This window comes from Pseudacidovorax sp. NFM-22 (assembly GCF_021401245.1).
In the GTDB taxonomy this organism is placed as follows: Bacteria; Pseudomonadota; Gammaproteobacteria; order Burkholderiales; family Burkholderiaceae_C; genus Xenophilus.
The window spans coordinates 74,603-99,401 of the sequence record NZ_JACBFY010000009.1; the positions used below are offsets into that span (position 1 = coordinate 74,603).

Here is a 24,799-nt window from a genome sequence, read left to right on the forward strand (position 1 = left end):
ACTCCCCGGCTCACAGCGCGGCCCAGCCGCCGTCCACCGGCAGGTCGGCGCCGGTGATCTGCCGCGACACCTCGCTGGCCATGAACAGGCAGGCGTTGGCGATGTCGGTGTCGGTGGAGACGCGGCGCAGCGCGTAGTCGGCCGCATGGCGCTGCATCGCTTCTTCCAGCGTGATGCCCAGGCGCTGGGCCATGTTGGCGCACACCTTCTCGCGGAAGCGCGGCCCGTCGACCATGCCCGGTGCGACGTTGTTGACGTTGATGTTGTGCGGTCCGGCCTCCAGCGCGAAGCTCTTGGTGATGCCGCGCAGGCCCCACTTGGAGGCCGAGTACGCCATGCGCCCGGCGCGCCCACGCAGGCCGAAGGTGCCGCCCACGTTGACGATCTTGCCGCTGCGCTGTTCCACCATCGCGGGCATGACGGCGCGGATGGTGTTGAAGCAGCCGGTCATGTTCAGGCGCACGATCTCGTCGAACTCCTCCGTCGTCGTCTCCCAGCCGGTCTTGCCGATGGGGCCGGAGCCGCCGGCCACGTTGACCAGGATGTCGATGCGGCCGAAGGCGGCGAGCGCCGCCGTGGCCAGCGCCTCGGTCTGGCTGGAGACGGTGAGGTCGCAGGCCACCACCTGGGCCGCCACGCCCAGGGCGCGGGCCTCGGCGGCCACGGGTTCGATGGCGGCGGTGTCGCGGCCGGCCAGCACCAGCTTCGCGCCTTCGCGGGCGAAGGCCAGGGTGATGGCGGCGCCCATGCCCTTGGCCGGGCCGGTGATGATGGCGACCTTGTCGCGCAGTTGCAGATCCATGGCGGTCTCTTCTTTCTTCAGGGGGCTTGTCGGGGTGTTCAGGGCGCGACGGTGCTGGACGGGCGCTCGGCGCGCGCCGGCAGGAAGCGGCGGTCGAAGACCTCGCCCACCTCGGGCTGGCGCGGCAGCTGGTTGGCCTCGGCCACGATGCCGATGGACTTCTTCAGGCGCGCGTCGTCCACGTCGCCCAGGCCGATGCGGGCGATCTCGGGGTGGCTCATGTCGTTCTTGAGCGTGGCCAGCAGCTTCTCCTTCTCGACGTCGCGCTTGAGCAGCGGCTCGCGCTTCATCACCGCGTCGATGCCGGCGTCGGGGTTGGCCAGCACGTCCTTGATGGCGCGGTTGAGGGCCTTCACGAAGCCGGCCACGGCCTCGGGCTTGTCCTGCACGAAGCTGCGCGAGAAGAAGACGGTGTTGGCATAGAGGTCCATGCCGTGGTCGCCGTAGCGGATGAAGCGCAGGTCCTTGGCCGGATCCAGCCCCATGCCGCGGGCGCTGAAGCTCACGGTGGTGACATAGCCGAAGGCGCCGTCGATCTGGCCGCGCACCAGCATCTGCTCGCGCAGGTTGGGCGCCATGTTCGAGATCGTGACCTTGGCGGGGTCGATCTTGGCGAGCTTGGCGAAGGCCGGGAAGAGCTTGAGCGCGCCGTCGTTGGCGGGGCCGCCGATGGTCTTGCCCTCCAGATCCTTCGGCGTCTTGATGGGGCTGTCGCTGCGCACCACCACGGCGAAGGGCGGCGTGTTGTAGAGCATGTACACGCCCACCGGCGCATCGGCCGGCCGCTTGGAGGCCAGGTCGATCAGCGCGTTCATGTCGCCGAAGCCGGCCTGGTAGGTGCCCGCCGCGACCTTGGGGATCGAGGCGGCCGAGCCCTCGCCCTGGTCGATGGTGACGTCCAGGCCTTCCTGCTTGAAATAGCCACGGTCCTGCGCCAGGAAGAACCAGGCCTGCGGGCCTTCGTACTTCCAGTTGAGCACCAGCTTGATGGGCGTCTGCGCAGCGGCGGGCAGCGCGGCCAGCGCCAGGGCGGCGGCCCCGAGCAGCGGCCGCAGTCGGCGGGCGAACAGGGAGAGGGTCGAGGTCATGGCAAAGGCTCCTCAGTCGGGTTGGGAAGGAAGGTCGAAGAAATCGGCGAGCGCCGCGCCCAGGTCGGCGGCGCGCGCGGTGAAGCCGTGCAGCAGGCGCACGAGGTAGAGCACGCCGTCGGTCACGTAGCCGGGCGACGAGGTGCTGCAGGCGTCCTCCAGCAGCACGCAGTCGTAGCCCAGGAAGGCCGCGTCCTGCAGCGTCGAGAACACGCAGCGGTCGGTGTTGATGCCGGCGAACAGCAGCGTGGTGATGCCGGCGTTGCGCAACACGCTGTCGAACTCGCTGTCCCAGAAGCCGGAGAGCCGGTGCTTGTGCACCAGGATGTCGCCGGGCTCGGCCGCGAGTTCGTCGATCAGCGCCGCGCCCCAGCTGCCCTGCACCAGCGACGGGCCGTGGTCGATGGGCGAGCGCTCGCCATAGCCCACGCCCTCGGCCGTGCGCTTGCCCTTGAACTGCACCGTGGGGCCGAGGTTGCGCCGGTCGGCACGGATGCCCCAGTTGCACCAGACGAGCGGGCTGCCCGCGCGGCGCCACGCGGGCAGCAGCGCCTGCAGCACCGGGATGGGCCGCCGCGCGGCCTGCACGTCCTGGCCCTTCTGGCCGAACCAGCCTTCGGGGTGGCAGAAGTCGTTCTGCATGTCGACCACCACCAGGGCGGTGCGGGCCAGGTCGATCACCAGCGATTCGGGCTGCGCCGGCAGCGCCAGCGGCCGCGGGCCAGGCGCCGTGCGGACGAGGCTCAGGTGCCCATCCTGCAGCTGCCAGCGGTTGGCGGCCGCGGGGCCGAAGCCGGGGGTGTCGCCTGGGGCCGTGTCCAACTTGGTGCCGGGAGTGCGTTCATCGCTGTGCATGCGTCAGGGGCACGCATCGCCCGTGCCACGGGCGCTCACTTTCCGGCGCTTTATCGCGGTAGCGCCGTTGCCGGACTGGCAACGGTCCGGGCATGCGGCTTGCACGGCACAGGCATGCGCCATTGCCCTTCACCCCGCCTGCCATGAACCACCTGCGCCTGCTGCGCTACGTCGACGAAGTGGCACGCATCGGATCCATCCGCCAGGCGGCCGAGCGGCTGCATGTGGCGCCCTCGGCGGTCAACCGCCGCATCCAGGACATCGAGGAGGAGCTGGGCACGCCGCTGTTCGAGCGGCTGCCGCGGGGCATGCGGCTCACGGCCGCGGGCGAGCTGTTCGTGCGCTACGTCCGCGACCGGGGCGCCGAGCTGGAGCGCGTGCGCTCCGAGATCGAGGAGTTGCAGGGTCTGCGCCGCGGCCGGGTGCGGCTGGTGGCCAGCCAGGCACTGGCGCCGCGCTTCCTGCCCGCGGCCATCGCGGCCTTCCGCGAGACGCATCCGCTGGTAGCCTTCGACGCCCGCATCGGCGACCACGTGCAGGCGGCCGAGGCCCTGCGCAGCCTGGACACCGACCTTGCCCTGGTGTTCAACCTGCCGGCCGAATCGGACATCCAGCGCCTCGACGTGGCCGGTCAGCGACTGATGGCCATGATGCATGCCGAGCATCCACTGGCGGGCCGCAGCGCGCTGCGCCTGCGCGATTGCGCGGACTATCCCCTGGTGCTGCCCAACCGCGACATCGGCGGGCGTCAGCTGCTGGAGCGCTTTCTGTCGCGCAGCTCCATCCGCTTCCAGCCCATGGTGGAAAGCAACAGCTTCGAGTTCCTGCTCGGCTGCCTGGCCGACCGGCAGTCCATCACCTTCCAGATGGCCATCGGCACCGACCTGGCGACGCCCGACCTGGTGGCCCGCGCCATCGAGGACCGGGCCTTTCCCCAGGGCGAACTGGTGCTGGGCTGCCTCCGGGGGCGGCAGTTGCCGGTGATCGCCTACGCCTTCGCCGAGTTCCTGCGCGAGCGGCTGGCCGCGCTCGGCGCCGACGGCAACGACTGAGGGCCGGCGCGCACTGCGCGGCCTTGGCCCCCCTCGGAAGGCCTCCGCGTCTGGCTGCTCACCGCGGCGCGTGCCGCCGCAGGCACAAGGCCGTCAGCGCCGCCGTGACGGCCGCCGTGGCGGCCAGCGTGCCCAGCGACATCGACCGCGCCATGGCCGAGGCCAGTTCGCCGGTGCGGGGCACCAGCAGTTCCATGCGCCGCTTGGTCATGGCCAAGCCGAGTTCGCCCAGACGATCGTGCAGCCGCCGCTCGGCCAGCGGCAACAGGATGGTCTCTTCGTCCGCCACATGGTGCAGCACGTCGCGCAGCAGCTCCATGAAGGTGTCGTCGAAGGCCGCATCGTCGGCTTCCATGCCGCGCAGGCGACCGATCAGGCGCTTCATCTCGTCGTGCTCGGGCACGCTCTTCTGCATCGCCTCCTCGTCGCCGGCGACGGCGCGCAGCGCGGGATAGAAGATCTCTTCCTCCAGCTGTGCATGCACCTCCAGCGCCAGGCAGACCTGGTCGACCAGTCCGCGCTTGACGCGCGGGCTGTCGGTGGTGCGGTACTGGTGGAAGGCGGTGACCACGTGGGTGTGGTCGAGCCGGATCATGTTGGTGGCGTGGGGCGCCAGGTATTCGGTGGCGGTTCGCATCATGGGGGCTTTCGTTCTTGAAGGATCGTCTTCGTGGGGAGCGCGGCGAGGTCCCGCGCGGCTACTCAGCGCATGCGCCGGCTGCCGCGCTTGCGGCCCATCAACCAGCACAGCAGCACGGCGCTGCCGGCGGTCCAGGCCAGCTTGCGCACCAGCCTCGGCCGGTCGTGCTTCCAGGCGGCGCCCAGGCCCATCTCGGCCACCACGTTGGGGACATGACCACGACGCAGGTCGTCGATCACGCCTTCGACCATGTCGGTGCGGTCGGCCAGCAGCAGGATCAGCCAGTGGCGCAGGTCGTTTTCGCTGAAGCGGAAGGCCGCGCGCCGAAGCCCGCCGCTGGCGCCCTGCGGCGGCAGCGTGCTGCCGAAGAGGGGCGTGATCGTGCTGTCGCGCTCGGTGGAGCACAGCACCTCCACCGTCTGCGGCTGCTGCGCGGGCTGCGTCCAGTGCACGCCCTCCAGCCGGGGCGGCGTGCGCTCCATCGGCACGGCGGGGCGGCTGCTGCGCTCGCGGTCCACGCCCCATCCAGGGATGTGGGCATGGCGCGCAGGCGTGGCCGCGGAAGAGGATGCCGAGTCGTTCGTCGTGGTGTCTGCCATGGGAGTGCCTCCGTGTCCGTTCGTCAGGCGCGCGCCGAGGGCGGCAGCAGCACGACCTTGATGCAGTCGTCCAGCTTGCTGCTGAACAGGTGGTAGCCCTCGGCCACCTCCTCCAGCGGCAAGCGGTGGGTGATGATGTCGCTGGGCCGGATGCGGCCGGCCTGGATGTGCTCGATCAGCTTGGGCAGGTGGCGCTTGACCGAGGCCTGGTTCATGCGCAGCGTCAGGCCCTTGTTGACCGCATTGCCGATGGGCAGCGCGTTGAAGGTGGGGCCGTACACGCCCACGATGGACACATGCCCGCCCTTGCGCACCGAGTTGATGGCCCAGTGCAGCACCGTGGCGGCGCCCCCTTGCAGCTTGAGCTTCACGCCCGTCAGCGTCTGCGCGAAGCTGCCGGCGGCCTCGGCGCCCACGCAGTCGATGCAGACGTCGGCGCCCAGGCCGTCCGTCATCTTCTTGATGTGGATGGCCATGTCGCGCACCGACTTGAAGTCGACCGTCTCGCAATGGGCGAACTCGCGTGCAAAGGCCAGGCGGTATTCGACATGGTCCACCACGATCACCCGGCCCGCGCCCATGAACCAGGCCGAGCGGGCGGCGAACAGGCCCACCGGCCCGGCGCCGAACACCACCACCGTGTCGCCCTCGCGGATGCTGCCCATCTCGGCGGCCTGGTAGCCGGTGGGAAAGACATCGGTCAGCAGCACCGCGTCGTCCTCGTCCAGGCCCTCCGGCAGCACCGTGGGGCCGATGTCGGCCATGGGCACGCGCACGTATTCAGCCTGCCCACCGGCGTAGCCGCCGGTGGTGTGCGAGTAGCCGAAGATGCCGCCCACGGCGGTGGCTTCGGGGTTGACGTTGTGGCAGTTGCTGAACAGCTCGCGGCTGCAGAAGAAGCAGGTGCCGCAGAAGATGTTGAAGGGCACCAGCACCCGGTCGCCAGGCTTCAGGCGCTGTACATCGGGCCCCACGCGCTCGACCACGCCGGTGAACTCGTGGCCGAAGGTGGTGCCCACCCGGGTGTCGGGCACGAGGCCGTGGTAGAGGTGCAGGTCCGAGCCGCAGATGCAGCTGCGGGTGACGCGCACGATGGCGTCGCCCGGGTGCTCGATCTCGGGCTCGGCGCGTTCGTCGATGCGTACCCGGTAGGGGCCGCGGTAGTTCATGGCAAGCATGGGGTCGGGGTCCTTGCGTGGAGGAAGGAAGATCGACACCCATCGTTGCCGCGCACGGCGCGGCCCTTGTAGGAAGCGGGCGAGGCGCGGGTAGGCGAGCCCACGCGGCGCGCGCGGGGCATGCGCCCGCTGGCGCGTCGCCGTTCAGTCCGTGCCGCGCGCGGCCCGGCGCACCACCTGCGGCGGCACGCCGAAGCCGCGCAGGAAGACCTCGCGCAGGTGCCGCGCATCGCGAAAGCCCGTCTCGCGCGCCACCACCTCCAGCGGATGGCGGCTGCGCTCCACCATCAGCCGCGCGGCCTCCAGCCGCAACCGCTCCACCGCCTTGGCGGGCGACTGGCCCGTCTCGGCCGCGAACACGCGGCTGAACTGGCGCGGGCTCAGGTGCGCCACCTCCGCCAGTTGCTCCACGGGCAGCGGCGCCGCCAGGTGGGCGCGGGCGTATTCCAGCACCTGCTGGATGCGGTCGGAGCGCGGCGCCATCTGCAGCAGCTCCGAATGCTGCGACTGCCCGCCGGAGCGCCGCTGCGGCATCACCAGGCCGCGGGCCACGGCGCGGGTGGCGTCGGCGCCCAGGTCCTTCTCGACCAGGCCCAGCGCCAAGTCGAGCTCGGCCGTCATGCCTGCCGACGTCCAGAAGGGGCCGTCGGTGATGAAGATGCGGTCGGGCTCCACCTGGATGGCCGGATGGCGCTGCTGCATGGCCTCGGCCCAGTTCCAGTGCGTGGTGGCGCGGCGATGGTCGAGCAGGCCGGCATCGGCCAGCAGGAAGGCGCCGGTGCACAGGCCCGCCACGCGCCTGGCCCGAGGCGCGGCACGGCCCAGGGCCTGCACCAGCGGCGCATCGGCCGCCATGCGCAGCGGCGCCAGCGTTCCGGCCACCAGCCAGGTGTCCACCGCCGTGCGCGAAGTCAGCGCCCGCGTGGGCACGCGCGTGCCCACCGACGAGGCCACCTCGCCGCCGGCCAGCGAGTAGTTCTCGACGCCATAGACGCGCTCGCGCGCCGCCAGGTTGGCGAACTCGAACACGGCCTGGGTGGCCAGGGCCATGACCTGGAAGCGGTCGGGCAGCAGGTAGCCGATGCGGTGCATGGAAGGGCCTCGGAGGCGATGTCTGGAATCCTGTCGTTATACGTCATTTGAGACAGCCACTGCCCGCCGCATCATCCGTCCCATGCCGCCCACCGAGGCGGACTCCAAGGACCCTCACCATGACCTCCATCGCTTCCGGCACCGCCCTCGTCACGGGCGCCTCCTCCGGCATCGGGGCGCTGTATGCCGACCGCTTGGCCCGCCGCGGCCACGACCTGATCCTGGTCGCCCGCGACCGCGAGCGGCTCAATGCGCTGGCGCGCGACATCAGCAGCCGCACCGGCCGCAACGTCGAGGTGCTGCCGGCCGACCTGACCGATGCGGCCTCGCTGGCCACCGTGGAGGCCAAGCTGCGCGAGGACGCCAGCATCGGCCTGCTGGTCAACAACGCGGGCATCGGCACCCACACGCCGCTGCTGGCCAGCGGCGTGGCCGCCATGACGCGCATGGTGGCACTGAACGTCACCGCGCCGATGCGGCTGGCCTATGCGGCCGTGCCCGCCTTCGTGGCCCGCGGCGCCGGCACGGTGATCAACATCGCCTCCATCGCGGCGGTGGCGCCCGAGATCCTCAACGGTGTGTACGGCGGCACCAAGGCCTTCGTGCTGGCCTTCAGCCAGTCGCTGCAGCACGAGCTGGCCGACAAGGGCGTGCGGGTGCAGGCGGTGCTGCCCGGCGCCACGGCCACCGACTTCTGGGCCGCCGGCGGACTGCCGGTGGAGAACCTGGACGCCCGCATCGTGATGCGCGCCGAGGACATGGTCGATGCCGCCCTGGTCGGCCTGGACCACGGCGAGACGGTCACCCTGCCCTCGCTGCATGCAGTGGAGGCCTGGGAGGCCTTCGAAGCCGCCCGCCGCGCCCTGGGCCCGCAGCTGTCGCGCAACACGCCGGCACCGCGCTACCTCGCCGCCCACTGAACCGGAGACGCGCGATGCAGATGCAGCAAACCTCCTTCGGCCGCACCGGCCTGCGGCTGTCGCAGATGGCCCTGGGCACCGCCAACTTCGGCCAGCGCTGGGGCCACGGCGCCGACGCCGCCGAAAGCGCCGCCCTGCTGGACGCCTATGCCGCGGCCGGCGGCAACGTCATCGACACGGCGGACGTCTACCAGTTCGGGCAGTCCGAGGAGATCCTGGGCAGCCTGCTGGCCGGGCGGCGCGACGACTTCTTCCTGGCCACCAAGTTCAGCAACGGCGCCTCGCCCAAGGCCGGCCCGCTGGTCACCGGCAACAGCCGGCGCGCCATGGTGGCCTCGGTGGAGGCCAGCCTGCGACGGCTGAAGACCGATCGCATCGACCTGTACTGGGTGCACCACCCCGACGGCGTCACGCCGTCGGAAGAGATCGTGCGCGGCCTGGACGACCTGGCGCGCGCCGGCAAGATCGTCTACGCGGGCCTGTCCAACTTTCCCGCCTGGCGCGTGGGGCGCGCCGTGACGCTGGCCGAGCTGACCGGTGCCGTGCCCATCGCCGCGCTGCAGTTCGAATACAGCCTGGTGCACCGCGCGCCCGAGGCCGACCTGCTGCCCGCCGCCCAGGCGCTGGGCCTGGCCGCCGTCACCTGGTCGCCGCTGGGCGGCGGCATGCTCACCGGCAAGTACCGCCAGGGCGAACGCGGACGGGCCGAGGCACTGGGCGGCAAGGTGTTCCAGGCGGAGAACTCCGCCGAGCGCACCGCCGTGCTCGATGCCGTGCTGGCCGTGGCCGCCGAGCTGCACGCCACGCCCGACCAGGTCGCCATCGCCTGGCTGATGGGCCGTGACGTGCAGCCGCTGCTGGGGCCACGCACCCTGGCCCAGCTGCGGTCCAACCTGGGCGCGCTGCAGGTCACCCTTTCGGCGGAGCAGCGCCGCCGGCTCGACGCGGCCAGCGCGCCGCGCACCGCCGCCTCCGCCCCCGCGGCGGCAGCGGCCTTCACGGCGCCCGCCACACCCGTGGCCTGAACGCCGACACACCCGCAAACCAGAAGCAAAGCAAGGAGATCCCATGAAAGCCGTCATCGCCGCCTATGCGCGCTCGCCCTTCCACTTCGCCCGCAAGGGTCGCCTGGCCGAGGTGCGGCCGGACACGCTGGCCGCCGGCGTCGTGCAGGGCCTGCTGCAGCGCACCGGGCTGGACCCGGCGCTGCTGGAGGACGTGATCCTCGGCTGCGCCTATCCCGAGGCCGCGCAAGGCAACAACCTCGCGCGCATCGTCGGCCTGCTGGCCGGGCTGCCGCACGAGGTCGGCGGCATGACGGTCAACCGCTTCTGCGGCTCGTCGATGCAGGCGGTGCACATCGCCGCCGCGCAGATCGAGGCCGGCATCGGCGACGCCTACCTCTGCGTGGGCGTGGAGTCGATGACCATGGTGCCGCAGGGCGGCTTCAACTTCTCGCCCCACCCGGGCCTGCTGGCCGACACCGACGCCTACCTCTCCATGGGCGAGACGGCCGAGAACGTGGCCGAGCGCTGGGCCGTGAGCCGCGCCGACCAGGAGGCGCTGGCCGTGCAGTCGCACCGCAAGGCCGCCGCCGCGCGCGAGGCCGGCCGGCTGGCCCAGGAAATCGTGCCCGTCGCGTTGCCCGACGGCAGCATCGTCGACAGCGACGGCTGCATCCGCCCGGCCACCTCGGCCGAGGCGCTGGCGGCGCTCAAGCCGGCCTTCCGGCCCGATGGCGTGGTGACGGCGGGCACCTCCTCGCCGCTGACCGATGGCGCGGCGGCGGTACTGGTCACGCGCGACGACTTCGCCGAACGCCACGGCATGGCCGCGCTCGCGCGCATCCGCAGCTTCGCCACCGTGGGCGTGGACCCGGCCGTGATGGGCATCGGCCCGATCCCCGCCACGCGCAAGGCCCTGGCCCGCGCCGGTCTGCAGGCGGCCGACCTGGACGTGGTGGAGATCAACGAGGCCTTCTCCTCGCAGGCGCTGGCCTGCATCCGCGAACTGGGGCTGGACATGGCCACGGTCAACCTGGACGGCGGCGGCCTGGCCATCGGCCATCCGCTGGGCGCGACGGGCGCGCGCATCACCGGCAAGGCGGCGGCGCTGCTGGCGCGCGAGGGCGGCCGCTATGCGCTGGCGACGCAGTGCATCGGCGGCGGGCAGGGCATCGCGACCGTGCTGGAACGCGTCTGAGGGAAGGCTTCGGGCTTTCGAGGTGCGCCCGCGACAACGGGCGAGGCACAGCGGCAGCGGCGCTCAGCCGCCCTGCTGCCGCGCCAGGTAGACCTGGTGCAGCGTGATCTTGCGCACCTCGGACTGGCTGGTCTCGATGTGGGCGCGCAGCATCATGGCGGCCTGGTCGCCGCGGTTGGCGCGCACGGCCTTGAGGATCTTGGCGTGCTCGTCGTAGGTGGCGTCGATGCGCGGCTGCTGCGTGAAGTCCAGCCGCCGGATGATGCGGATGCGGTCGGTCACCTCGCGGTGCACGCGCGCCATCTCGGCATTGCCGGCGGCGGCCACCAGATGGCAATGGAAGTCCTCGTCCCAGCGGGCGACCTGCGCCGCATCGCTGCTGCGCTGCTCGGTGGGCACCAGCCAGATGGCGGCCAGCGCATCGAGCTGGGCGCGGTCCACCGCGCGGCCCGATTCGCACAGGCGGTGCACGGCGGTGGTCTCCAGCACCATGCGCAGGTCGTAGAGTTGCTCGAACTGCTGGAAGTCGAAGGGCAGCACGCGCCAGCCGGCGCGGAACAGCACCTCGACATAGCCTTCCTGCTGCAGCCGGATCAGCGCCTGACGCACCGGCGTGCGCGAGACGCCCAGCCGATCGCAGATCTCGTTCTCGGTGAAGCGGTCGCCGGGCACCAGGCGGAAGTCGGCGATGTCGCGCTTGAGCTGGTCGTAGACCTCGTCGGCGCGCGAGCGGAAGGGAAGCTCCGCCTCGGCAGGGGCGGCTTTCTTGGAACGGGCGGGAGCGGCGGCAGGCACCATCGGATCGTAGCGGGCGGCTCAGAGGCTGAGAGTTTTTTGGCCGTGCCCGAAAGGCGCGTCCAAACGCCCCGGATCGAGGCGCAAAGCACAGCCATAGCTCGGGCTATGGCGAGCATTTGCAACGATGAGCCGGGGTGTTTGGGCGGGCAAGGCGGGCATGGACAAAAGACTCTCAGCCTCTCAACCCCGCGGCCCGGCGATGGCCGCCATGAGCTGCGGCCCGGTGGCCGTCCAGCCCACGATGGCACCCTGCGCGCGGATCATCTCCACCGCCGCGGCCTTGAACTGCGGGAAGTAGCTCTCGGTGCAGTCCTCCAGCAGCAGGCAGTCGTAGCCGCGGTCGTTGGCCTCGCGCATGCTGGTCTGCACGCAGACCTCGGTGGTCACGCCGCCGAAGACCAGGTGCGTGATGCCGCGGGCCTGCAGCCGCTCGTGCAGGCCGGTGGCATGGAAGGCGCCCTTGCCGGGCTTGTCGATGACCCATTCGCCCTCGATGGGCGCGAGCGCGTCGATGATCTGGTTGCCCGGCTCGCCGGCCACCAGGATGCGGCCCATGGGGCCTTCGTCGCCGATGCGCAGCGAAGGGTTGCCGCGCAGGCGCTTGGCGGGCGGGCAGTCCGACAGGTCGGGCCGGTGCGCCTCGCGCGTGTGCACCACCAGGCCGCCGGCCTGGCGCCACGCGGCCAGCACGGCCTGCGTGGCAGGCACGATGGCCGCCAGCAGCGACACGTCGTTGCCCAGCGTCTCGCCGAAGCCGCCGGGCTCGATGAAGTCGCGCTGCATGTCGATCAGCACCAGGGCCGTGCGGGCCAGCTCGAAGTCGTAGGCGAAGGGGCGGGCGTCGTTCAGGCGCATGGGGTTCTCTCCTTGCTCAATGCCCGCCGCCCATGTGGGCGCCAAGCACATGTCTGTCGGCCGAAGCGGCTGGTGTTTCGTACACGATGCGGCCTTCGCTCATCACCACAATGCGATCCGACAGGGCCAGCAGTTCGTCCAGGTCCTCGCTGACCAGCAGCACGGCGCCGCCGCGTTCGCGCACCTGCACGATGCGGGCATGGATCTCGGCGACGGCGGCGAAGTCCAGGCCGAAGACCGGGTTGGCCGCGATCAGCACCTGGATGTCGCCCGCCAGCTCGCGGGCCAGCACCGCGCGCTGCACGTTGCCGCCCGAGAGGCTGCCGATGGGCGCGCGCTCGCCACGGGTCTTGATGCCGTACTCGGCGATCCACTGCCGTGCCCGCGCCCGCCAGCGCGCAAAGCGCAGCAGGCCGCCGGCCGCCAGCGGCGGCTGGTCGAAGTCGCGCAGGGCCATGTTCTCGGCCACGCTCAGACCTGCGACGCAGGCGTTGCGCAGCGGCTCCTCGGGCAGGCTGCGCACGCGCAGGCGGCGGTTGTCGCCGCGGCTGGCGCGGTAGGGCTGGCCGCCCACGCGCACGCGGCCGGCGCTGCGGGCGCGCTGGCCCACCAGGGCCTCGACCAGCTCGCGCTGGCCGTTGCCCGAGACGCCGGCCACGCCCAGGATCTCGCCCGGCCGCACCTGCAGGCTGAGCGACTGCACGGCGGGCGTGCCGCGGTCGCCGGGGGCGGAGAGCGATTCCACCTCCAGCGCCGGCGCCGCAGCGGCCGCGACCGGCGTGCGCGGCGTGGCGGCGCTGGCGCCCTCGCTCGCCTCGTCGGGCGTGGCGCCCGCACCCATCATGGCCTGGGCCAGACGGGTGGGGTCGGTGTCGCGCACCGCGGCATGGTGCACCGCGCGGCCGCGGCGCAGCACCGTCACGGCGTCGGCATAGGCCATCACCTCGCGGAACTTGTGCGTGATGATGAGCACGGTGCAATGACCGCCCTGCGCGAAGGCGCGCACATGGCCCAGCACCTCGTCGGCCTCCTGCGGCGTGAGCACCGAGGTGGGCTCGTCCAGGATCAGCAGGCGCGGCTTGAGGTACAGCTGCTTGAGCAGCTCCAGCTTCTGCTTTTCGCCCGCGGCCAGCTGCGAGGGCCGCGCGTCCAGGTCCAGGCGGAAGGGCGTGGTCGCCAGAAAGTCCTGCAACTCGGCGCGCTTGGCCTTCCAGTCGATCAGCGTGGGCACCTGGCCGCCGGCCAGCAGCAGGTTCTCGGCCACCGTCATGCCGGGGGCCAGCGTGAAGTGCTGGTAGACCATGCCGATGCCCAGCTGCCGCGCCACCACCGGGTTGGCGATGACCTGCTCGCGGCCGTCGATGAGGATGCTGCCCTCCTCCGGCCGCTGGAAGCCGGCCACGCACTTGACCAGCGTGCTCTTGCCGGCGCCGTTCTCGCCCAGCAGCGCATGCACGCTGCCGGGGGCGACCTGCATGCTCACGTGGTCCATGGCGGTGAAGTCGCCGAAGCGCTTGGTGAGGTCCAGCGTGTCCAGCGCGAGCGCGCCCTGGGCGCGCGGATGGGGCGTGACGGGCGCGATCATGACGCCAGCGCCTCGATCAGCGCGGTCGACACCGCATGCGCGCCGAACACGCCGCCCTGCATGGTGATCATCTTGAGCGCCGCCGCGTGGTTGCCGGGATCGGTGGCGGCCGTGCAGTCCGACAGCAGCAGGCATTCGAAGCCGCGGTCGTTGGCGTCGCGCATCGTCGTGTGCACGCAGACGTCGGTGGTGATGCCGGCCAGCACCAGGTTTCGGATGCCGCGGGTGCGCAGGATCATCTCCAGGTCGGTGGCATAGAAGGAGCCCTTGCCGGGCTTGTCGATCACCACCTCGCCGGGTAGCGGCGCCAGCTCGGGAATGATCTCCCAGCCCGGCTCGCCGCGGATCAGGATGCGGCCGCACGGCCCGTCGTCGCCGATGCCCACGCCGCCCTCGCCGATCTGGCGCGAGCGCCAGCGCTTGTTGGCCGGCAGGTCCGACAGGTCGGGCCGGTGGCCTTCGCGCGTGTGGATGATGGTGTAGCCCAGCGGGCGCATCACCTCCAGCAGGCGGCGGATGGGCGCGATGGGCGCCTGCGTGAGCGAGATGTCGTAGCCCATCACGTCCACATAGCCGCCCTTGCCGCAGAAGTCGGTCTGCATGTCGATGACGATGAGCGCCGTGTTGTCGGGGCGCAGGTCGCCGTCGTAGGGCCAGCGGTAGGGTTCGGCAACCGCGAAGCGCGGCGCCGTGGCAGCGGGGGAAGTCGTGGCGTCCATGGTGTCAGTCCAGCGTCTTGAGCCGTTCCTTGTCGGGCACCGGCGGCGTCGGCGCCGGCACCAGCGGATGGCTGCCCGCACCGCCGTACAGGCGCACCGGCGGCGCGAAACCGAAGCCGCTGCCGTCGGTGACCTGCACCTTGTCGCTCCAGGGCAGCTGGTAGCGGCCGGCCGCCATGTCGTGCATGTAGGTGTAGGGGCAGTCCTGCGCGCCGCCCTTCACCGCCACGTAGCCGCGGTGGTAGAGCTGGTAGATGTTGTTCTCCACGCCCCAGCCGGTGCGCGCCTCGCGCACCAGGTCGGGCCGCAGCTCGGCAGTGATGATCTCGTCGGGCCGGCCGCCGCCTTCCACCATCACGGTGCCGTCGAAGCTGCAGAACATGCCCTCGCCCATCGAGTCGAAGGTGCCGTCGCTGCCGCACATGCACACGCTGGCGGTGTAGGCCAGGTTGCAGAAGGCGTTGGCCTGGTTGGTGATCTTCCAGGCATGGCGGATCGGCGCGGTGTAGCCGGCCGTGCGCAGGATGATCTCCGCGCCCTTGTACGCCGCCTCGCGCGCCATCTCCGGGAACATACCGTCGTGGCAGATGATGAGCGCGAGCTTGCTGCCGTTGGGCCCGTCGCACACCGGCACGCCCAGGTTGCCCGGCTCCCACGGCTCGACCGGCACCCACGGATGCAGCTTGCGGTAGTACAGGCGGATGGCGCCCTGGTCGTCGATGATCAGCCCGCTGTTGTAGGGGTTGCCATCGGCGTTGGCTTCCATGATGGAGAAGCAGCCCCAGATGCGGTGCTCGATGCAGGCGGCGCGGAAGGCCGCCACCTCGGGGCCGTCCAGGCTGCACATGATCTCGGGGTTGGTGTCCATCGACAGGCCGTGCAGCGCATATTCCGGGAACACCACCAGGTCCATGGTCTGCTGGTTGCGGCGGGCCTTGCCCACCAGATCGCAGATGCGCTGCGTCTGCGCCGCCAGTTGCTCGCGCGTGGCGACCACCGGCAGCTGCAGCTGCACCAGGCCCACCACCACGCCGTTGGCCGATTTGTTCAGGCCGCCCAATCCGCTCATCGAAGACTCCTTGTGTTTGCGCCGCCCGTCACTTGGCCGACAGCTCGCCCGGACTGCCCGCCGCCACCTGCCCCGGCCGGCACGAGGCCACCAGGATGAGGAGCGTGAGCACATAGGGCACGGTGTTGAAGAGGTGGTAGCCCCAGCCGATGCCGATGGACTGCAGCGCCGGCCCCACGGCCCCGGCACCGCCGAAGAGCAGCGCCGCGCCCACGCAGCGCAGCGGGCTCCAGCGCGCGAAGATCACCAGCGCCACGGCGATCAGGCCCTGGCCGCTGGAGATGCCCTCGTTCCAGCTGCCCGGGTAGAACAGCGTGAGCGAGGCGCCGCCCAGCCCGGCGATGGCGCCGCCCGCCGTGGTGGCCGCGATGCGCAGCGCCGAGACCGAATAGCCCAGCGCCCGCGCCGCATCGGCCGAGTCGCCGGCCAGCCGCACCAGCAGGCCCGCGCGGGTGCGCGCAAAGCCCCACCACAGCAGCCCGGCGAGCACCAGGCCCAGCGGCACCAGCGCATTGACCTGCAGGGCCGCACGCACCGCCGAATTGCTGCTCCAGTCGCCCAGCGGCAGCGCCGGGATCTGCGGCGCCTGCGGCTGGATCAGCGGCTTGCCCAGGTAGAAGGCCAGGCCCGTGCCCAGCAGCATCAGCGCGATGCCGGTGGCGACGTCGTTGACGCCGCGCAGTGAGCACAGCAGGCCGTGCAGCAGCGCCAACAGCGCACCGGCGATGGCACCCGCCCCCACGCCCAGCCAGGCCGAGCCGGTGAGGTAGGCGCCGCCGAAGGCCGCCATGGCCGACAGCACCAGCACGCCTTCCAGGCCCAGGTTGACGCGGCCCGACTTCTCGGTCAGGCACTCGCCCAGGCTCACGAAGAGGAAGGGCGTGCCCACGCGCAGCGCCCCGCCCACGATGGCGGCGACGAAGGCGGTCATCATGTCGGCGGTCATGGCTTCGCTTCCTTCAAGGCCGGGGCACCGGCACTGCCGCGCAGGCGGCGCAGCGGCGTGAGCCAGTCGCGCCCGCGCAGCGCCTCGCTGGCCAGGATGAGCACGAAGGCGATGCCCTGCAGCACCAGCACCGAGGCATCGGGCAGGCCCAGCCGGCGCTGCAGCAGGCTGCCCGCCGCCCCGAAGCCGCCGAAGAGGATGGCCACCGGGATCACCGCCAGCGGCTGCTGCCGCGCGATGAAGGCCACCAGGATGCCCGCATAGCCATAGCCCGCGATCAGCGAGGCATTGGCATTGGTGTGCACCGCCGCCACCTCCACCGCGCCGGCCAGGCCCGCGCAGGCGCCGCCCAGCGCGCAGGCCAGGAGCACCAGCGGCGTGGCGGGCAGGCCGACCAGCTGCGCCGCCCGCGGATTGCCGCCCACCACGCGCACCGAGAAGCCGGTGGGCGTCCAGCGCAGCCACAGCGCCAGCAGCACGCAGGCGACCACGCCCAGGACCAGGCCCCAGTGCACGTCGCTGCCCGCGATGCCGCCGATGCGCAGGCCCTCGGCCAGCGTGTTCGTCGATGGCTTGTTCAGGCTGGCCGGGTCGCGCAGCGGTCCTTCGACCAGATGTTTGAACAGCCCGATGGCCACATAGGCCAGCAGCAGGCTGCTGATGGTCTCGTTGATGCCACGGTACTGCCGCAGCGCGCCGGCCAGCATGATCCACAGCGCACCGGCCGCCATGCCGGCCAGGCACACGGCCACCGTGCCGGCGATGTTCTCGGGCAGCGCCACCGCATAGGGCAGTGCCGCCGCGGCCAGGCCACCCAGCACCAGCGCGCCTTCGCCGCCGATGATGACCAGGCCGGCGCGCGCCGGCAGCGCCACGCACAGCGCAGTGAGCATCAGCGGCGCCGCGCGCTGCAGCGTGTTCTGCCACGAGAACCAGCTGCCGAAGGCGCCCTGGTAGAGCACCGTCCACACCTCGGGCGGCGAGCTGCCGGCTGCCACGGCCGCGAAGACGCCGAACAGCGCCACCGCGGCCGCGATGCTGAGCACCGGCAGCGCCAAGTCCTGGCCCATGGATCGCATGGCAGGTCTTCCTTGCAACGGAGCGCCGACCTCAGACCGAGCCGACCACGCCGTCGACCAGGTAGTTCATCTGCTCGAGCTTGAGGTCCGTCTGCTTCTGCACCTGGCCGGCGGCGATGACTTCCTTGCCCTTGTTGTCCTTGAGCGGGCCCTTGAAGATGTCGAAGCTGCCCGCGACCATCTTGGCCTTGACGTCGTCGGCCTGCTTCTTGGCGGCGTCGGTCACCATGGGACCGTAGGCCGAGGTCTTGACGTAGCCTTCCTTCAGGCCGCCGCGCAGGAAGTTGGGATGCGGCTTGCCGGCCTGGGCGGCTTCGAGGATGGTCTTGTAGGCGGTGAGCCAGTTCCACTCGGCACCCGTGAGGTAGGCATTGGGCGCCAGCTTGGCCTGGCTGGCGTGGTAGCCGCAGACCATCTTGCCGCGCTTGGCGGCCGTCTCCACCACCACCTTGGGGCCGTCCACGTGCATGGTGAACACGTCGCAGCCCTGGTCGGCCAGGCTGTTGGTGGCCTCGGCCTCCTTCACGGCCATGGACCAGTCGCCGGTGAAGATCACATGGCAGGTGATGTTCGGCTTGACCGAACGCGCCCCCAGCGTGAAGGCGTTGATGTTGCGCAGCACCTGCGGAATGGGCTTGGCGGCCACGAAGGCGATCTTGCCGCTCTTGCTCATGTGGCCGGCGATCACGCCGTTGAGGAACTGGCATTCGTCGATGTAGCCGAAGAAGCTGCCCACGTTCTTGGGGTTCTTCTCGGTCCACAGGCCGCCGCAGTGCGAGAAGCGCACGTCGGGGTACTTGGGCGCCAGCGCCAGGATGTGCGGGTCGAAGTAGCCGAAGGAGGTGGGAAAGAGCAGCGAGGCGCCGTCCTGCTGGATCATGCCGGTCATGGTCTTCTGCACGGCGGCGGTCTCGGGCACGTTCTCTTCTTCGACCACCTTCACGCCGGGCAGCTTCTTGAGCTCGGCGGCGGCCTGGGCATGGGCCTGGTTGTAGCCGTAGTCGTCGCGCGGGCCGACGTAGATCACGCCCACGGTCAGCGGCTTCTGGGCCCAGGCCAGGGGGCCCAGGCTGCCGGCGGCGCCCAGGGCGGCAAGGGTCTTGAGGGAATCGCGGCGGTTCAAGGCGGTCATGCGAAAAGCTCCAGCGGAAGGTTGAGGGGGAGAGAAATGAAAGGTCGGTCAGGCGAGCGGGGCGACGGGCGCCTGCGTGACGCCCGCGGCCTCCAGGGCGGCGGCGGCGCGCAGGGCGATGTCTTCGCGCCAGGGCGCGGCGATCAGCTGCACGCCCACCGGCATCGGCGTCTGCGCGCCCCACACCGGCACGGCGCACACGGGCAGGCCGATGCACGAGATGGGCTGCGTGAGCGCGCCGAAGCTGGGCCGCAGCGGCTGGCGGCGGCCATCCAGTTCCAGCCATTCGGTGCCGATGGGCGTGGCCGAACAGGGCGTGGCCGGCGCGAGCAGCAGGTCGAAGTCCTGCATGACGGCGGCCACGGCCTCGGCATAGCGGCGACGCACGCGCTGGGCGCGCGTGACCCAGGCGGCGGGCAGCAGCGCACCGGCCAGGAAGCGGTCGCGCGACAGCGGCTCGAAGTCGTGGGCGCGGCGGCGCAGGTCCGGCAGGTGCAGGGCCGCGCCCTCGGCATTGCTGATCAGGAAGGCGGCGGCGCGGCCGGCCTCCACCAGCGGCAGCTCGACGGTGCGCGTGGCGCCCAGCGCCTCGGCCACGCGGGCCACGGCAGCCTGGGCTTCGGGCAGGGCGTTGCGGGCGAACCAGCCGCCAAGCACGCCGACGCGCAGGCCGGCCGCGCCCTGCGGCAGCAACGCCGTCACCGGCTCGGTCGCACGCTGGGCACAGCCCGGATCGCCGGGGGCGCCGTCCTCGGGCCCCTGCATCGCGTCGTAGGCCAGGGCCAGGTCGCGCACCGAGCGGGCGAAGGGGCCCAGGTGGTCCAGGCTGCTGACGAAGGGATAGCTGCCGGTGCGCGGCAGCCGGCCGAAGGTGGGCTTGAGGCCGTACACGCCGCACAGCGAGGCCGGCACGCGGATGGAGCCGTTGGTGTCGGAGCCCAGCGTGATCGGCACCTGCCCCGCCGCCACCGCCGCGCCGCTGCCGCCGGAGGAGCCGCCAGCGATGCGCGACAGGTCGTGCGGATTGCGCGTCGGGCCTTCGTGCGAGTTCTCGGTGGTGAAGCCGTAGGCGTACTCGTCCATGTTGAGCGCGCCCACCAGCACGGCACCGGCGGCTTCGAGGCGGCGCAGCAGCAGGGCGTCGTCGGTGGCCGGCGGCGTCTCGCGCTCGATCTTCGAGCCCGCCAGCGTGGGCAGGCCGGCGACGTCGAACAGGTTCTTCACCGCCACCGGCACGCCGGCCAGCGGCAGCGCGGCGCGGGCCTCGGCCGGCAGGGCATCGAGCGCGGCGGCCCGCTGCAGGGCCCGCTCGCCCGTCACGGCGGTGAAGGCGTTGACGCGGGCGTCGGTGGCGGCAATGCGGTCCAGCGCGGACTGCACCACGGCGGTAGCGCTGGCCTCGCCGGACTGCACCGCGGCGGCGATGCGGGCGGCGTCGGCCTGGAACCAGGGCGGCGTGGCGCTCATGCCTGCGCTCCCGGCACCACCGGCTCGAAGCGCAGCGCCGACTCGTCGTGCGGCGCCAGGTCCACCGCCTCGGTCAGCGCCGCCATGTCGGCAGCGAGCGCGAAGTAGCGCAGCACGCCCGACCGGTGCTCGGGCGCAAGCGGCAGGTCCAGCGCCGCGGCGGCGGCGTCCACGTAGGTCTCGATCTGTTGAGGCGTCATGGGCGGCTCGTTGGCGGTGGATCAGCGTCGGACTTCGCGCTGGAAGATCTCGAGGCTCTGCTTCTTCATGGCCACGAAGCTCGGCTGGCTCAGCGTCTCGACGGTGCGTGGCCGCGGGTCGTCGTAACGCAGGATCTCGGCCACCCGCGTCGGGCGCTTGGTCAAGAGCAGCACCTCGTCGGCCAGGTACACCGCCTCTTCCAGGTCGTGCGAGACCAGCAGCATGGTGGTGCCCGTCTGCATGAACACCTCCTGCAGCTTCTCGCGGATGAACAGGGTCATCTCGAAGTCCAGCGCCGAGAAGGGCTCGTCCAGGAACAGCACCTCGGGCCCGGGGGCCAGCGCCCGCATGATCGAGGCCGTCTGCTGCTGGCCGCCGGAGAGCTCGTAGGGAAAGCGGTTGAGGTCGAACTTGACGTCGAAGCTGGCCACCAGCTCTTCCATGCGCCGGTCCACCTCGGCCTTGCTGCGGCCTTCCAGCTTGAGCGGATAGGCGATGTTGTCGATGGTGCGCATCCACGGGAACATCGCCTCGCGATAGTTCTGGAACACGTAGCCGATCTTGGTGTCCTTGAGCGACTTGCCGTCGAACAGGATCTCGCCGCGGTCGATGGGGATCAGCCCCGCGATCATGTTGATCAGCGTGCTCTTGCCACAGCCGTTGGGCCCGAAGACCGAGACGATCTTGTGCTTGGGGATGTCGAGGTCGAAATCCTCGTACAGCGGCCAGCCGGCGAAGTACTTGGTCAGGCCGCGGATGGTGATGTGCGTGCCCGCCGGCCCGGGGCGGAATCGGGGCGTCGGCACATCGGCGAAGACGGGGGCGTTGAGGACGGCGTTCATCTTCCGCTCCAGTGCACGATGCGGCGTTCGATGACCAGGAAGAGCACATTGAGCGCGTAGCCCAGCGCACCCGCCGCCAGGATGCTGGCGTACATGCTCTTCACGTTCAGTACCTGCTGCGAATTGATGATCCGGTTGCCGAGGCCGCTGTCGGCGCCGATGAACATCTCGGCCACGATGACGATGACCAGCGCCATCGACACCGCCGAGCGCAGGCCCACGAAGCTGGGCTGCAGGCTTTCCCACACCAGCACGTCCTTGAAGATCTGCCAGCGCGTGGCGCCCATCACCTTGGCCGCCATCACCCGCTGCTTGCGGGCGTTGATGACGCCGTAGGCACTGTTGAACACCACGATCAGCATGGCGCCGAAGGCGGCGATGGCGACCTTGTTGATGTCCGAGGTGCCGAAGATCATCAGGAACAGCGGGATCAGCGCCGACGACGGCGTGGAGCGGAAGAAGTCGATCAGGAACTCCACGCTGCGGTAGGCCTTCTCGTTGCTGCCCAGCAGCACGCCCAGCGGCATGCCGACGGCCGCGGCGATCAGGAAGGCCTCCAGCGTGCGCCACACCGTGACCAGGAAGTCGTTGAGCAGCGGCCCGCCCGCCAGGCCCGTGATCAGCGTCTGGAAGGTGGCCAGCGGCGGCGGCAGCAGGATGGGCTTGATGAAGCCCAGCCGCACCACCAGGTCCCACAGCACGAACAGCGCGATGGGCCCGATGGCCGGCAGCAGTTTGTTCCACACCGGCGGCCGGGGCAGCGCGGGGGCGGCATCGGCGGCGGGCGGCTTCCAGGCGCCGGTGGCGGCGCCCGCGGTGGAGGACGGCGCGGTCATGGCCATCAGCCCCGGTAGAGCAGCCCGTCCACGGCCACCTTCTTCTCGAAGATGCCCTTCTCGGTGAACAGGTCGAAGAACTTCTGGAAGTAGGCGATGTCGGCCGGCTTGAACTCGTCGTGCAGCATGTACGACGCGAGCGGCACTTCGTTGGTGAGCGCACCCTCGATGGCGGTGTAGCCCTTCATGTACTGCCGCGCGTCGGCCGGGTTGTTGCGCACCAGCTCGATGCCGCGCTTGTAGGCGGCGATGTACTTCTTGGCGACCTCGGGGTTCTTCTTGATGAAGTCGGTGGTCAGGCTGGCCGAGCCGCCATGCCAGGGCGCCATCGGATCGCCCAGGACGTAGTGCGCCACCACGCCGGCTTCCAGCACGCGCGTGGTGCCGTTGAGCCGGCCCACGGTGCCGGTGGGTTCCAGCGTGTAGACCGCGTCGATCTGGCCGGCGGCCAGGGCCGCGACGTGCTGGCCGATGGGCAGCTCCACCACGTTCATGGGGCCGGCGCCGGCGCGCTCCAGCATGGTCTTGGCCAGGGTCACGTTCTGGATGCCGGGGCCCGAGGCCACGCGCTTGCCCTTGAGCTCGGCCACGCTCTTGACGGGGCTGTCCTTGGGCACCAGGAATTCCTCCAGCACGTACTTGGCGTTGCTGGGGTTGGTGCAGAAGATCTTGAAGAGGCCCGGCTGCGCGATCTCGCCGATGGCCAGGTTGGCGCTGCCGGTGCCGTTGGCGCTGCCGTCGGAGCGGCCGGAGAGCATGGCCTCCATCACCTGCTGGGCGCCTGCGAACTTAAGCGGCTCCACGTCCAGGCCCGCTTCCTTGAAGTAGCCCTTCTCGACCGCGGCGAAGAAGGGCAGGCCCGCGGCCACCGGCCAGTAGCCGATGCGCAGCTTGGGGCCGCCCTGCGCACGCACGATGGCGGGCGCGGCCAGCGCGCCGAGGGCGGCACCGCCGGCCTGCAGCACATGGCGGCGGGAGGGACGGAAGGACGACGATGGGCTCATGCGAAGACTCCTGCGGACGGACGAAAGGAAGGACGGAATGAGAAAGACGGTGTGCGGCGTGCAGTGCGCTCAGGCGCTGCGCGAAGCGATGTAGGCCCGCCAGCCGCCATGCGCGCTGACGTCCTCGGCGCCCTGCAGCGCATGGGCCTCGCAGATGAAGCTGTGCACCCAGCGGCCGTCGGCCAGCTCGACGCTGCCCAGGCCCAGCGGCGGCGGGATCTGCGCCAGGAAGGCGCCGACCTCGGCGCGCGGCACGTTCCACACCTCCAGCGCGATGGGCACACCGTTGCCGGGCTCGCGCTGCAGGCCGGGCTTGGGCGGCGTGGTGCCCGGCAGGGCATACAGGCGGTAGTGCGGCGCGGTGGTGGTGGCCTCGACCCGCACGGCCCCGCGTGCGATGAGCTGGTGGTTGAGCGGCATGCCCGTGAGGTGCGCGCCGACCACGGCGATGGGCATGGCCTCGCCCTCGGCCAGCGGCGGCCAGACCGGCGGCTCGGGCGCCGGCAGCGGGCCGCCGGTGGCGCCCATCGGCAGGCCGGTGGCATGGTGGAAGCGCTGGCCCAGTTCGGCCAGGCGGAAGTCGCTGCCGCAGGGCCCGATGAAGGTCACGCCGAAGGGCAGGCCGTCGGGCCGCAGGCTGGCGGGCACCGACAGGGCCGCATAGTCCAGCAGGTTGACGAAGTTGGTGTAGTGGCCCAGCTCGCTGTTGCGGCGCACCGGCTCGGCGCGCATGGCATCCAGCGTGCAGTGCGTGGGCGCGGTGGGCACCAGCAGCACGTCGATGCCGGCCCACATGGCGGCGGCCTGCTGCCCGAGCGCCTGCAGCTGCGTCTGCGCATCGACCAGGTCGGCCGCATCGAAGCTGCGGCCGCGCGCGAGGATGCCGCGCACGGGCTCGATCACCTCGGCTTCGTGCGCATCGAAGAAGGGCCGCACGGCGGCATAGCGCTCGGCCACCAGCGCGCTGTCGTAGAGCAGGCCGGCGGCCCGGGCGAGCGGGGCGTAGTCGACCGATACCGGCTCGCCACCCAGCTCACGCAGCTGCGCGATGGCGCGCTCGAAGGCGGCGGCGGCCAGCGCGTCGCCGTGGAATTCCAGCGGCTGCGGCACGCCGAAGCGAAAGCGCGCGGGCAGCGGCGTGCGCACCAGGTCGAGCCGGCGCGAGTACGGATCGCCCGCGTCCGGCCCCATGGCGCAGGCCAGCACCCGCGCGGCCAGCGCCACGGTGGGCGCGAAGATGGAGACGCAGTCCACGCTCTGCGCCGCCGGCACCACGCCCTTCGCGCTGATGAGGCCCTTGCTGGGCTTGAGGCCGACGATGTTGTTGAGCCCCGCCGGCACGCGGCCGGAGCCTGCGGTGTCGGTGCCGAGCGAGAAGTCCACCTGCCCCGTGGCCACCGCATAGGCCGAGCCCGAGCTGGAGCCGCCCGACACGTAGCGCGCATCGAAGCTGTTGGGCACCGCGCCGTAGGGCGAGCGGCTGCCGTTGAGCCCGCAGGCGAACTGGTCGAGGTTGGTCTTGCCCGCCACCGACGCACCGGCCGCGAGCAGGCGCTGCACCACCGTGGCGTGCGCTTCGGGCGCATAGGCGAAGGCCGGGCAGGCAGCGGTGGTGGGCAGGCCGGCGACGTCAATGTTGTCCTTGACCGCGAAGCGCAGGCCGGCGAGCGGGCCGGTGGCCGCACCGGCGATGGGCGTGGCCGGGCGGCTGATCCAGGCCGCCTCGGGCCGGCCATCGGGCGCCGGCTGCGGCGCGGGCACCTGGGCGGAACCCGCGGCCGCGAAGGGGCGGGTCAGGGCGTCGGGGGAAGAGGCTTCGTGCACCATGTTCAGGCATC

Annotated in this window: 25 protein-coding genes; 4 read left to right on the forward strand and 21 right to left on the reverse strand. The window is 71.4% G+C overall.

Annotated elements, in window-relative coordinates:
- Nucleotides 1–10: 10 nt before the first annotated feature.
- The 3 genes from L0984_RS26045 to L0984_RS26055 are packed head-to-tail and all read right to left on the reverse strand — an operon-like array spanning nt 11 to nt 2,745.
- Complete coding sequence (locus tag L0984_RS26045) at nt 11–802, reverse strand: SDR family NAD(P)-dependent oxidoreductase (RefSeq protein WP_017759292.1); 792 nt, start codon at nt 800–802, stop codon at nt 11–13.
- 38 nt (nt 803–840) lie between these two features.
- Nucleotides 841–1,890 (reverse strand): ABC transporter substrate-binding protein, encoded by a 1,050-nt coding sequence (locus L0984_RS26050; protein WP_234197265.1) that lies wholly within the window; start codon nt 1,888–1,890, stop codon nt 841–843.
- 12 nt (nt 1,891–1,902) lie between these two features.
- Entirely contained in the window at nt 1,903–2,745 is an 843-nt protein-coding gene (locus L0984_RS26055) for a cysteine hydrolase family protein (RefSeq protein WP_234197266.1), read from the reverse strand.
- Between the two features lie 143 nt (nt 2,746–2,888).
- Here L0984_RS26055 and L0984_RS26060 point away from each other — a divergent pair, with 143 nt between their 5' ends.
- Nucleotides 2,889–3,797: a LysR family transcriptional regulator gene (locus L0984_RS26060; RefSeq protein WP_234197267.1), complete on the forward strand. Its 909-nt coding sequence runs from the start codon at nt 2,889–2,891 to the stop codon at nt 3,795–3,797.
- Between the two features lie 58 nt (nt 3,798–3,855).
- Here the strand turns inward: L0984_RS26060 and L0984_RS26065 are convergent, their stop codons facing one another.
- The 4 genes from L0984_RS26065 to L0984_RS26080 form a co-directional block, all read right to left on the reverse strand.
- A complete protein-coding gene (locus tag L0984_RS26065) occupies nt 3,856–4,437 on the reverse strand; it encodes a hemerythrin domain-containing protein (RefSeq protein ID WP_370646197.1) in 582 nt (193 codons plus the stop codon).
- 62 nt (nt 4,438–4,499) lie between these two features.
- The gene (locus tag L0984_RS26070; RefSeq protein ID WP_234197268.1) at nt 4,500–5,036 is read right to left on the reverse strand and encodes a hypothetical protein; all 537 of its coding nucleotides are present in this window, start codon (nt 5,034–5,036) and stop codon (nt 4,500–4,502) included.
- A 23-nt stretch (nt 5,037–5,059) separates the two neighbouring features.
- Nucleotides 5,060–6,214, reverse strand: coding sequence for a zinc-dependent alcohol dehydrogenase (locus L0984_RS26075; protein ID WP_076505579.1), 1,155 nt, complete (start codon nt 6,212–6,214; stop codon nt 5,060–5,062).
- A 144-nt stretch (nt 6,215–6,358) separates the two neighbouring features.
- On the reverse strand, nt 6,359–7,306 hold the full coding sequence (locus L0984_RS26080) for a GlxA family transcriptional regulator (protein WP_234197269.1): 948 nt from the start codon (nt 7,304–7,306) through the stop codon (nt 6,359–6,361).
- 119 nt (nt 7,307–7,425) lie between these two features.
- Between L0984_RS26080 and L0984_RS26085 the strand changes: the two genes are divergently transcribed.
- The 3 genes from L0984_RS26085 to L0984_RS26095 are packed head-to-tail and all read left to right on the forward strand — an operon-like array spanning nt 7,426 to nt 10,428.
- Nucleotides 7,426–8,226 carry an SDR family NAD(P)-dependent oxidoreductase gene (locus tag L0984_RS26085; RefSeq protein WP_234197270.1) on the forward strand — a complete coding sequence of 267 codons (801 nt, stop codon included), beginning with the start codon at nt 7,426–7,428 and terminating at the stop codon, nt 8,224–8,226.
- A gap of 20 nt (nt 8,227–8,246) precedes the next feature.
- Nucleotides 8,247–9,251, forward strand: a complete 1,005-nt coding sequence (locus tag L0984_RS26090; protein WP_234197407.1) for an aldo/keto reductase — start codon at nt 8,247–8,249, stop codon at nt 9,249–9,251.
- Nucleotides 9,252–9,294: 43 nt separating this feature from the next.
- A complete protein-coding gene (locus L0984_RS26095) occupies nt 9,295–10,428 on the forward strand; it encodes a thiolase family protein (protein WP_234197271.1) in 1,134 nt (377 codons plus the stop codon).
- Between the two features lie 63 nt (nt 10,429–10,491).
- On the opposite strand, the gene L0984_RS26100 is transcribed toward L0984_RS26095, so the two are convergent.
- From L0984_RS26100 to atzF, 14 genes are all read right to left on the reverse strand, one after another.
- Nucleotides 10,492–11,226, reverse strand: a complete 735-nt coding sequence (locus L0984_RS26100) for a GntR family transcriptional regulator (RefSeq protein WP_234197272.1) — start codon at nt 11,224–11,226, stop codon at nt 10,492–10,494.
- Nucleotides 11,227–11,406: 180 nt separating this feature from the next.
- Nucleotides 11,407–12,081, reverse strand: coding sequence for a cysteine hydrolase family protein (locus tag L0984_RS26105; protein ID WP_234197273.1), 675 nt, complete (start codon nt 12,079–12,081; stop codon nt 11,407–11,409).
- Nucleotides 12,082–12,097: 16 nt separating this feature from the next.
- Nucleotides 12,098–13,666, reverse strand: a complete 1,569-nt coding sequence (locus L0984_RS26110; RefSeq protein ID WP_234197274.1) for an ABC transporter ATP-binding protein — start codon at nt 13,664–13,666, stop codon at nt 12,098–12,100.
- Nucleotides 13,663–14,385 (reverse strand): biuret amidohydrolase, encoded by a 723-nt coding sequence (biuH, locus tag L0984_RS26115; protein WP_234197275.1) that lies wholly within the window; start codon nt 14,383–14,385, stop codon nt 13,663–13,665. Before biuH ends, L0984_RS26110 begins: the two co-directional genes overlap by 4 nt.
- A 4-nt stretch (nt 14,386–14,389) precedes the next feature.
- Nucleotides 14,390–15,454 carry a formamidase gene (locus L0984_RS26120; RefSeq protein ID WP_234197277.1) on the reverse strand — a complete coding sequence of 355 codons (1,065 nt, stop codon included), beginning with the start codon at nt 15,452–15,454 and terminating at the stop codon, nt 14,390–14,392.
- 28 nt (nt 15,455–15,482) lie between these two features.
- Nucleotides 15,483–16,400, reverse strand: a complete 918-nt coding sequence (locus tag L0984_RS26125) for an ABC transporter permease (protein WP_234197279.1) — start codon at nt 16,398–16,400, stop codon at nt 15,483–15,485.
- A complete protein-coding gene (locus L0984_RS26130) occupies nt 16,397–17,479 on the reverse strand; it encodes an ABC transporter permease (protein WP_234197281.1) in 1,083 nt (360 codons plus the stop codon). The genes L0984_RS26125 and L0984_RS26130 overlap by 4 nt, the downstream gene beginning before the upstream one ends.
- A gap of 31 nt (nt 17,480–17,510) precedes the next feature.
- Nucleotides 17,511–18,611, reverse strand: a complete 1,101-nt coding sequence (locus L0984_RS26135) for a BMP family ABC transporter substrate-binding protein (RefSeq protein WP_234197282.1) — start codon at nt 18,609–18,611, stop codon at nt 17,511–17,513.
- 48 nt (nt 18,612–18,659) lie between these two features.
- Complete coding sequence (locus L0984_RS26140; protein WP_234197283.1) at nt 18,660–20,078, reverse strand: AtzE family amidohydrolase; 1,419 nt, start codon at nt 20,076–20,078, stop codon at nt 18,660–18,662.
- The gene (locus tag L0984_RS26145) at nt 20,075–20,278 is read right to left on the reverse strand and encodes an AtzG-like protein (protein ID WP_234197284.1); all 204 of its coding nucleotides are present in this window, start codon (nt 20,276–20,278) and stop codon (nt 20,075–20,077) included. The genes L0984_RS26140 and L0984_RS26145 overlap by 4 nt, the downstream gene beginning before the upstream one ends.
- 21 nt (nt 20,279–20,299) lie before the next feature.
- Nucleotides 20,300–21,121, reverse strand: coding sequence for an ABC transporter ATP-binding protein (locus L0984_RS26150; RefSeq protein WP_234197285.1), 822 nt, complete (start codon nt 21,119–21,121; stop codon nt 20,300–20,302).
- Nucleotides 21,118–21,957: an ABC transporter permease gene (locus tag L0984_RS26155; RefSeq protein WP_234197286.1), complete on the reverse strand. Its 840-nt coding sequence runs from the start codon at nt 21,955–21,957 to the stop codon at nt 21,118–21,120. The genes L0984_RS26150 and L0984_RS26155 overlap by 4 nt, the downstream gene beginning before the upstream one ends.
- Before the next feature lie 5 nt (nt 21,958–21,962).
- Complete coding sequence (locus L0984_RS26160; RefSeq protein WP_234197287.1) at nt 21,963–22,961, reverse strand: ABC transporter substrate-binding protein; 999 nt, start codon at nt 22,959–22,961, stop codon at nt 21,963–21,965.
- 69 nt (nt 22,962–23,030) lie between these two features.
- On the reverse strand, nt 23,031–24,788 hold the full coding sequence (gene atzF / locus L0984_RS26165; protein WP_234197288.1) for an allophanate hydrolase: 1,758 nt from the start codon (nt 24,786–24,788) through the stop codon (nt 23,031–23,033).
- Nucleotides 24,789–24,799: the final 11 nt, after the last annotated feature.